At 48.2% G+C, this 9,620-nt stretch carries 8 protein-coding genes; 4 read left to right on the forward strand and 4 right to left on the reverse strand.

Features of this window, described 5'->3' with window-relative positions; translation table 11 throughout:
- Positions 1 to 266 precede the first annotated feature (266 nt).
- From ACUVQO_RS14680 to ACUVQO_RS14690, 3 genes are all read left to right on the forward strand, one after another.
- The gene (locus ACUVQO_RS14680) at positions 267 to 2,147 is read left to right on the forward strand and encodes an FAD-dependent oxidoreductase (protein ID WP_445926595.1); all 1,881 of its coding nucleotides are present in this window, start codon (positions 267 to 269) and stop codon (positions 2,145 to 2,147) included.
- Between the two features lie 118 nt (positions 2,148 to 2,265).
- A complete protein-coding gene (locus ACUVQO_RS14685; RefSeq protein ID WP_445926596.1) occupies positions 2,266 to 2,694 on the forward strand; it encodes a hypothetical protein in 429 nt (142 codons plus the stop codon).
- A 28-nt stretch (positions 2,695 to 2,722) separates the two neighbouring features.
- Positions 2,723 to 2,887 carry a DapH/DapD/GlmU-related protein gene (locus ACUVQO_RS14690; protein WP_445926621.1) on the forward strand — a complete coding sequence of 55 codons (165 nt, stop codon included), beginning with the start codon at positions 2,723 to 2,725 and terminating at the stop codon, positions 2,885 to 2,887.
- A gap of 319 nt (positions 2,888 to 3,206) precedes the next feature.
- Here ACUVQO_RS14690 and ACUVQO_RS14695 read toward each other — a convergent pair whose 3' ends face one another.
- The 3 genes from ACUVQO_RS14695 to ACUVQO_RS14705 form a co-directional block, all read right to left on the reverse strand.
- The gene (locus ACUVQO_RS14695) at positions 3,207 to 4,310 is read right to left on the reverse strand and encodes a GumC family protein (RefSeq protein ID WP_445926597.1); all 1,104 of its coding nucleotides are present in this window, start codon (positions 4,308 to 4,310) and stop codon (positions 3,207 to 3,209) included.
- A complete protein-coding gene (locus ACUVQO_RS14700; protein WP_445926598.1) occupies positions 4,268 to 4,438 on the reverse strand; it encodes a hypothetical protein in 171 nt (56 codons plus the stop codon). Before ACUVQO_RS14700 ends, ACUVQO_RS14695 begins: the two co-directional genes overlap by 43 nt.
- A 368-nt stretch (positions 4,439 to 4,806) precedes the next feature.
- Complete coding sequence (locus ACUVQO_RS14705; RefSeq protein ID WP_445926599.1) at positions 4,807 to 6,624, reverse strand: ABC transporter ATP-binding protein; 1,818 nt, start codon at positions 6,622 to 6,624, stop codon at positions 4,807 to 4,809.
- A gap of 945 nt (positions 6,625 to 7,569) precedes the next feature.
- Here ACUVQO_RS14705 and ACUVQO_RS14710 point away from each other — a divergent pair.
- A complete protein-coding gene (locus ACUVQO_RS14710; protein WP_445926600.1) occupies positions 7,570 to 7,908 on the forward strand; it encodes a PEP-CTERM sorting domain-containing protein in 339 nt (112 codons plus the stop codon).
- Positions 7,909 to 8,017: 109 nt separating this feature from the next.
- On the opposite strand, the gene ACUVQO_RS14715 is transcribed toward ACUVQO_RS14710, so the two are convergent.
- The gene (locus tag ACUVQO_RS14715) at positions 8,018 to 9,502 is read right to left on the reverse strand and encodes a DEAD/DEAH box helicase family protein (RefSeq protein ID WP_445926601.1); all 1,485 of its coding nucleotides are present in this window, start codon (positions 9,500 to 9,502) and stop codon (positions 8,018 to 8,020) included.
- Between the last annotated feature and the right edge of the window lie 118 nt (positions 9,503 to 9,620).

Consider the following 9,620-nt stretch of genomic DNA (forward strand, 5'->3'; position numbering starts at 1 on the left):
GGGATATTCTTCTCCTCTAGCCTAATTTTCCTACCAAGAAGGTGACACGCACCCACTTTTAACTATCGTTCCCATGATTTTTATCAAAGCCTGTTTAGCGTTGAGGAAGTTTCCTATACACTCCTCAAACTAGAACCTCGCCTGCATCTGTGTGGCATCTTTTGTGCAAAAGAAGCTTTAAAAAACGACTCCTGAACTAATTCAACTACGAATGGACGAAATTCAGGTGTTTCATCGCCAGGGAAGACCCTGGATCACAACAGTCCATGACTCAATTAACGCAGGGTTCAATTTTCAAGTTAGTATCAGCCACTCTAACCATTGTGCCGTCGCTACCGTTCTCGCGATCGCTCGATAGTGTCAATCTGGGCAAACAACTGTTTAACTCATTTGCTTGGGCTTTTGAGCGGGGTCTGTTCTATAAAGTTCGATTTAATATGGGAAAGTTCCACTCCATCAATCCAATCAAGTGGCTACGAACTTCTCCGTTGATAGAGACACCCGTTCGTCGGGATGAAGCCATTGTGGTGGTTGGAGTGGGTATTGCAGTGCTCACATTCGTGCGATCGCTCCATCGCTTCGGTTATACGAACGTCACCACTATTGCCCGTGATCAGGCTTATGGCGGCAAATGCGTGAACTATGGCTGTATGCCATCCGAGTATTACACTGCTCACCGGGATGAAGAGCCCAGCATTGCGATCGAAAAAGGTAAAGCCTTTATTACATGGCTCCGCAACGCAACCGAACAGAGCTTTAAGGAACTCGGCTACCCTCTGGTTCAGGGAGAGGTAACCGCTATCCAGGGACACGAGGTTATTCTCCAGACAGGCGAAACCTGCAAGTTTGACCGTTTGGTTCTGGCGACAAGTAATCGGCAAATTCCCTCACCTTTATTGGAACCCACCTGTTCTTTAAAAGAGTTTTGGGAGATTAGCTCTGGAAAACTGGTGATTGTTTCAGATGGAAATATTGCCTCATTGACCTATGCCAGTATTGCGGTAGATCGGGGATTAGCAACAACCGTTGTGTTTACTGCCTCCCCTTTACTGAGCCATTTGCCATCCTTTCAATACTTCAAACGAGAACTCAACAAACAAGGCATCGAGATTCTCTCACCTGTCAGAATTGAAAAGCGTCAGGGAAAGTGTCTATCGATCAAAGTACAGGGACAATCTAAACAGATTGAGTTTGACTACCTGATGTATGACGGGGTACCAGAACTCAATCTGCCTCCTATTGATGGCATTTCAAAAACGATCCTGGACGTTGATCTGAAGCAATCGAACATCATAGACCGTTCCGATATTTTCGTTTTAGGAGATGCCTCTGGCTTTCTCTCTGCCACAGAAGCAGAATTGCAAGCGAAACAACTTGCTAACGCCTGGGCGAGTGGGCGGTGTATCCAAATGAACGACTTTACTCATTTACCTGTTAGACTCCACGCCCGAAAATCGTTAGCAATGGTGGGTTCCCCCTGTACCCTTCTGTATCAGAACTGGCAATCCGTTGATTTTAAGAGGCTGGGATGGTCTGCTGTGCACCAAGAAACTGGTAAACCGTGGTACCTTTACAATCCTCAGGAAAAAAAGGTTGAAGCAATCCATATTTGCCATCGAGATGCTTCCGAACTCATCTCCCTCGCTTCTATGCTAATTGATTTGCCAGTCACAGATACTCACTGGCTCACTTCTTCCATTCATCCAACCTCCAGTGAAATTTTTAAGCTTGTGGTTGAGGACATTGAGGGGAAGGAGTTGAAATCAGGCAGCAACAATCTTTTAGGGACAACTGTCGTTGAATCAGATTCAGGTTTATCCTCTTCAACTCTATTCAGTTTGCCACCTATTTCTCAATTCCACCGAAGTCCTTTCTACCAGACAGTTTTTTCACCAAAGGAGCGATCGCTCGGTATTCTAGATCAGAATCCTAGTCTCTATTTTGCGATTCTGCTAGGAGTCAAGTCTTTAATGGTTCGTGAAACACCTCAGAATACCAGGATTTTGCTCAGACGGACTGAAGACGGACGTTATGTAGCTCAAGGGATTGGTTTCAATTATGATGTCGAGTTAACATCAAATTGTGTCAACTTGCAACTCGGGGAAAGCAAAGCCACTGTTTATGTGGGCAGTTTGATGAGAGATTAAGTAAGAAAATTCTATAGAGTCCCTTTGAAAATCTCGATAGGGTTTTTACGGGGAATGCATTAAGATAATGCTATGCAGGCTTACCTAACAAAAAGTTGCAGCCATTCTGTCAGGGTTTTTGAATCACTGGAGCCAAACCATACCATCCGTTAAGCTAGGTAGACTCCTTCATAGTTTATTAGGGTGGGTTCCTTACTCCGTTGGTGTCTCTTTACGTCGAGCCTGCTATCGTTTCGTTTTCCAGGAGCTTGGCCAGTCGTCTAATATTGAACCCGGTGTCTATTTGATTGGCGCAGATGGCATTCAGTTTGGCAAGCAGGTTATTCTTCGTTCTCGTGTCAGTCTGGAAGTACTCGATTCGCAAAGTCATCTCATCATTGGAAATGGAGTGACTTTGGATTTGGGCGTTAGCATTAAGGCTCACAGTGGTTCTGGAGAGATTTCGATTGGCGATCGCACCTATATTGGTCCCTATACCTGCTTATCGGGATATCAAAATTGGCATCAACTGTTTGATTGCCTCCCATTCCAGTATTTATGCCAGTAATCACAACTTTGCAGATCCGACCCAACCGATGAACCAGCAGGGGCACAGCTACAAAGGGATAGTGATCGAAGATGACTGTTGGCTGGGCACGGGAGTCAGAGTGCTAGACGGTGTTACGATTGGCAAAGGCAGCATTATTGGGGCAGGTAGCGTAGTGATAAAAGATGTTCCAACTGAGGCCGTAGGTGTTTAGCAATCCCAGGCGGTTATGCACTTGAGGCAATCGCAGGTCGGTATCCACCAGTAATACTCGTTGCCCCAGTGCCGCCGCTGCCTGGGCAAGATAGACGGCGACTGTAGATTTCCTTATGTGGATTGAAGGGAATGACACCCAGGATTGGTCGCTTAGCGAGGTTCCTAATGTCATTAGGAGTGTGAATTGCGTTACTCAACTTATCCAGTAACAAAGCAACGCCCACTCCCAGCAAGACGCCTAGAATCACCCCTAACATGGCCATCCGTTTAACATTAGAAATCGATGGAATGGGTTCTCCGGGAGGGGTGAGAATCTGCTAGGGGGTTTTGCGTTGCCCCGCATCAATGCGCAAAGCTTCTCGCTTGGTTAAAAACTGATTCAGGTTATCCGTGGCAATTTTGAGTTCCTGCTGAATGTCAGTATATTGTCGAGAAACAGTAGACAATTGTTTAATGCGTCGATTTAAAGCGTTTTGAGCCTGGGTGAGAATTTGCACGCGAGCTTCTAGATCTCGAATTCTACTGGCCGCCTGCTCTTGAACCCGCTGCCCTTCTCGCCGGAGTAGAGGGAGCAAGTTTTTCTGCTGCCCTTCCAGGACTTGAATATGGGGAGCCGTTTCTCGAAATGTACTGGATTTTTTAGCAATCTGGCTTTCTACCTCCAGCAGTTGGCCCAGTAAAGCCTGATACCGTCTATTGTCTTGCAGGACAAAAGAGGCAGCCGACTCATCCTTGGTTGATTGAGCCAGTTGATTGTTTAAGTCGGCATAGATGGCACGGACTTCGCTTAATTTAATCTGAGCCTCGATCAACTGTTGCCCTACTGCAAGGCTTTGTGCCGATAGCTCCTTCCCAGTAGATTCAGGATCGATTAGATTATATTGCTGACGGAATGCTTGCAGCCTATCTTGAATGTCTGCCACTCGCTTTTGCAACTGAGGTAATTGATTATCAACAAACTCAATCCCCTGGCGCACATCGGCTAACCGTTCTTCCAAGCTATATTTCAGATAAGCTTCCGAAACTCGCTTCAAAACGGCTTTCACTTTCTCAGGATCTGTGTCCTGAAAACTTACACTCAAAATCTCCGCTTTGGGGATGGGTGTTATCTTGAGGGAGGCTGCTAGTTGGTCGTAGGTAATGTTCGAATATTTCGATCGCAGTTGCTTGGCGATGGGATCTAGCAGTTTAGGACTGGTCAACAATTTCAACTTTATGTCGTCAACCTGCCCTTTTTCATCCTGCTCTTTGTTGCTTAAGGTTTGGGGAGCAGAAGAAATCACCTGGGTTTCAACGGCCACAGGTTTGGTGAGGATTTCAAAGCTGCCCTGATAGGTGGGAGTGCTGGTTAACGCCTTGAGTACCGCAGCAGATGCAACTAGGGTCGTGACACCCGCAATGACTGGCAATCTACGCCGCAAAGAGCCACCACCTGACCAAGGTTTAATCCGCCTTCATCGGGCTGAGAGGGATTGGCTAAAGGCAACCACTGAAATCGCCGCAGGTCGCCGTTACTGAGTGATGCTCGGGAAGCCTGATCGTTGTCCATCTCAACCTTTCCATCCTCTTCAGCTTTTTATATTTTTAATGGAGACATCTGAACTTCCGACTGCTGATCAATAAAAACATTGATGGCCTTATCTTAATTGATGCACGTAATATAAACCCTATCCGTAAATTCTGGGTAAACATTGGTGTAGAAAACCTACCTCAACTAAGTTCATCTAGAAAGCGGTCGTTTTCCGCTCGGAGAAACTCCAGTTCTAGACTGAGATAAGGTTCAGAAATGCGATCGCACACCTGAAAAGTCTTGGTTGACCCAAACCCATTATGAACTGGTGCTGGCTATCCAGCCTGTAATGGGAATGGGTTAACCGAAATTTCATAGTTTTGCTGTCTGAAGCTAAGAGTTCTCCCTTAAGCTAAGAGTTCCCCAGTTTCCTGTAAAGCGTGTAGTCGCTGATAAATTCCACCGTAATTGAGTAATTCATCATGGCTACCCACTTCGGCAATCCGGCCTTTGTCCAGCACCACAATCTTGTCCGCTTCCCGCACAGTACTGAGGCGATGGGCAATGATGATTAGGGTGCGGGTACCCAAGATCGATCGCATCGCCAGTTGAATCGCCCGTTCCGACTCGTAATCCAGGCTGGAAGTGGCCTCGTCAAATACCAGCACATCCGGATTCATAATCAGAGCCCGGGCAATGCCAATCCGTTGACGCTGTCCTCCAGAAAGGCGCACCCCTCGCTCACCGACGATCGTGGCATACCCTTTCGGCATATGCTGGATAAACTCATCTGCCTGGGCAATCCGACAGGCTTCTCTAACCTGCTCCAGAGTGGCTGTAGGATTGCCATACGTGAGGTTGTCCAACAGCGTACCGTTGAAGATATCAACCTCCTGGTGGACGATCGCCAGGCGTTTCCGGTAGGCCGTAATATCTAGCGTGCGAATATCCTGACCATCAATTAAGATCGCACCTTTATCGGGTTCAAAGTAGCGGAACAGTAACTTCACCAGCGTAGATTTACCAGAGCCGGAGCGTCCCACCAGTGCCACGGTTTGATAGGGGGCAATCAGCAGGTTGATGTCCTGCAATACCGGGCGACCGGGATTGTAGCTAAAGGTCAGATGTGAGAAGTCTACCTTACCTGTGAATTGGTAGGTTGGAGCCGTCGTGGGATCGATCACCAGATTACCTGCATCCTCACCTGGAGCCAGTTGCATGAACTCATGGAACCGCATCATGGAGGCATAACGACGGGCGAATACTTCGGCCAATTGGCAGATCGGTTCCACTTCTGCATAAGCCATGCTGGATACCGTCAGGATGGTAATGAAGTGACCGATCGAAATCTGGTTTTGCACGGCTGCCAGCAGGGTGAACACCAATACCAAAAAGACACAGGTTTGCACAATTGTGCGTTCCCAACTGGCCAGAATGACATAACCTTTGTGAATGCGGTAGTCCAGTACTTTGAACTCGCGATCGAGCCGTTGTTGCTGTCGAGTCAGTTCCTGTGCTTCCGTAGCAAACGCCTTGACGGTCTTAATGTTGGTGATGATCTCAGAGGTGCGGCTTTCGGTATCCTCCATATATTTGTCAAGTTTCTCTTCCTGATCGGCCAGTTTCTTTAACCCGGAGAAGCTAAAGGTAAGGATGCCAATGAAGGAAACGAGCAGCAGGAGAGCGATTTTCCATTCAATCAACCAGATCACGACAAAGATACCAACGACCCGGAAGAGTTTGGGAATCAATTGGCCCGTCACTTCGGGGTACGTCCAGGTATGGTTAGATAGTCCTTTAGCAACCCGTGCCGCAATTCGTCCGGGATTGTTTTCGTCGTAAAACTCCAGAGGCAAGGTCAGCACCTTTTCTAAAGCTTTTCGAGCGTAATCCCGACGGGCACGAAATGCGGTATCCCAGTTAAACCAGGGGCCGAGCCAGGGCTGAATGGGTGCCCTCCCAACCGATATAATTCCAACCAAAACGAGCAGCACAATTAAAGATAAGGATTGATCCGGTGGTTGACCTGTAACCTGAGCGGTAAAGGCAACCAGGGATTGAACGGGGCGATCGAGGGGCTGGTTAGATAACAGATTCAGAATCTGTCCAATTGCGTAAGGGACAACCAGATCGATGATTTCAAATAGACTCATCGCCCCCACACTCAGGAGGGAGATTAGCCAGTATTTACGGTAGAAATACACAATGTCCTGAAACTTGGCCATACTTCCACTGCTCTAGTAACACAATTTTTCTTCATCCGGCTATCGAGCGATCGCGGTCTTGACTCAGCCCCCTGGAATGATCGTCGTACTACAAGTATTTTTTGTATTACATTTTAGTATCCTAATAAAGTTTTTGCCAAATTTGGCTGAAAAACAACGAGATAAAAATTAATATAATAAGAGGAAAGTTATACAAATTTTACATTTCTTTCTGAAAATGAGGACTCTATGCGGTCTTGATAAGGCCACTGTAAATTCACTAGCCACGAAGCAGACTTTTAGTTAATCTCACTAGGGAGTATCTACATAATTAGCCGGGTCAGGGGCGGATGGCCTGGTAGAAAGAAATTAAACCAGATCCAGTTACAGAACTGGTCATTTTCCAATCAGAGAAACTCTGGTTCTGAACTTGGACAAGTTTAAATTCAAGAATCGGGAACTTTTTGCCTCTGCCTGATCTTGATCCTTGAACGTCCTATTTACTATTGCATCCGTAAAATTATTTAGATTTTTGTAATATTGTTTACCTATAACTTTTAACAGAACTTGCTGAAGCCTGATTATTTGCCTCTTGCCTTATCTCTCACTTAGTGTAATGAATGACCAAAGGCCCTTCATAGTATCAGTTTCAAAAGCTCTTATATCAACAGTGGCAGGTATTGCTGCTATGGTTGGGGTGCTGAACTCCAAAGCTGCCATGGGGCGACCGTCACCTATGACTTTACGGTCGATGTTTATACGGGTGCTTACATCGGCAAGTATAATGGCAGCTTCAGTTTCGATGGCTCCACCCAACTGGTGCCCTGTAGGAGTGGGGGCGTTTCAACCGTCTGTGCAAATCGCATAGAAAACAATCTCACAGTACAATTCGACTTTTTAGAAAATACATATACCGAAAACCAGGAGCGGGATCTGAGCGTTGATTATCCTCGAGTATTTTTCCCCTTGTCCGAAACGTCTGGGGGGTTGAGCTTTCTGGTTGTCGCGCCTCAAGCGCCTGTAGGTTTCTTTATTCTGGGGCACGAGTTTAGGGTCGGCAATGTAGAAGGAGATAATCCCTATGATTCTGGAGTGGCAGTTGGTACGGTAGCCTACACGCTAAGATCCCCGCAGCCTGATCCTCAACCAGGCCCACACCCTGATCCTGCTCCCGATGATGGAGCGGCAGCGGTTCCCGAGCCTTCAGAAATTGCTGGCAGTGCCGTGGCCCTGGGATTGTTGGGCGTCGGCTGGTATCGACGACGCAGTAAAGCAGTTGTGATGGATCAGAATAAGAACCGCTAATGAAAATAGCAGGCAGGGGGCTATTCGCTGGTAGTGTTTCCAATCTGTTGTTTTTGTTTGTAGAGATGTTCCAGCGGAATGTCTTTACGAAGAGTCCCTTAAAAGGCCTTTACATGTCCCATTCGGAAGTTGGCTCAGCCGCACGGGGAAGAGATTGGGGCAGAACCTGATAAGCAGAGGTAGGGGGTACGAGTTCCAGCTGGTGGGATTTGGGTTGGGCGGGAGTGGGTTGGCTGCGACGACGGCGGGAGACATTTTCTTCACTGGTATCTTCGGCCACGATTTCATATAAAAGTGCTAGTTTGCCAGGATCATTTCCTTTACGAAGAATGCGTCCCAGGCGTTGAATGTATTCCCGGCTGGAGCCAGTGCCTGAAAGGACGATCGCCACACTGGCATCCGGCACATCCACGCCTTCATTGAGAACCCTTGAAGCGACCAGGGTACGGTATTCTCCCTGCTTAAAGCGAGTCAAAATATCATGACGTTCCTTAATACCAGTTTGATGCGTGATCGCTGGAATCAGAAACTCCTGAGAAATCCGGTACACCGTTGTGTTGTCATCGGTAAAGATGAGGGTGCGTTCCGGGTAATGGTTGGCTAACAAATCCGCCAGGACTCGCAGTTTGCCTTCGGTGCCAAAGGCGATCGCTTTCGCTTCCCGGTGCGCCAGCATTGCCTTGCGTCCTGCTTTGGAACGAGCGCTGGCCTGAACAAATCGTTGCCAGCCCTGAGTGCTACTGAGGTAGATGTTAGCTTCTTGCAAAAAGGCGTTACGAGTCTGAATCAATCGCTCATAGCGCTCCCGTTCCTGGGGTGACAGATGCACTTTAATTTGCACCGCTTTGTGAGGAGCCAGGGCCGTTCCTGAAAGTTCTTCCGCCGTCCGCCGATAAACTTCCGGCCCGATCAGTACCTGTAAATCTGCGTGTTTGCCATCGGTGCGTTCTGGGGTTGCCGTTAGTCCCAGGCGGTAGGGCGCGATCGCATACTCGGCAATCACCCGATTAAAGTCGCTGGGCAAATGATGGCACTCGTCAAATACCAGCAGCGCGTACTGATTCCCCAAGGTTTCGGCATGAATCGCGGCACTATCGTAGGTAGCGACCAGGATCGGCGTGCGATCGCGAGAACCCCCACCCAATAGGCCAATTTCCACATCCGGAAAGGCAGCCACCAGATGGGCATACCATTGATGCATCAAGTCCAGAGTGGGCACCATCACCAACGTACTGCGTTGCGTGGATTGCATCGCCAGTTGCGCCAGATAAGTTTTTCCAGCGGCTGTCGGCAGAACCACCACTCCCATGCGTCCAGCCTGCTTCCAGGCATCCAGGGCTTCTTGTTGGTGGGGATAGGGAGTCATTTCCAGGCTGGGTACCAGTTCAATCTCCTGGAACTCCCTGGCATTATCGATTACCTCAACGGCTGCATTGCGTAATGACAACACCAAGGGACGGTAATGCATCGCCGGAACTCGGAATTTCTCAATCCGATCGTCCCACAGGGCATAATCCATCCACTCCTTACCGCGTGGAGGTGGATGCAAGATCAAAGTGCCACGATCGTACGTCAGCGTAGGAGTCCGTGCCATTCAACACCCTCTAAGCATCCAGATCTGGATCCGGATCAATCCCCAGTGAGCGCAATTGGGCCGCCAGTCGTTCCGCCCGTTGGCGTTCCTGTTCCGCCCGTTGGCGTTCCTGTTCCGC

Source organism: Leptodesmis sp. (assembly GCF_052746595.1).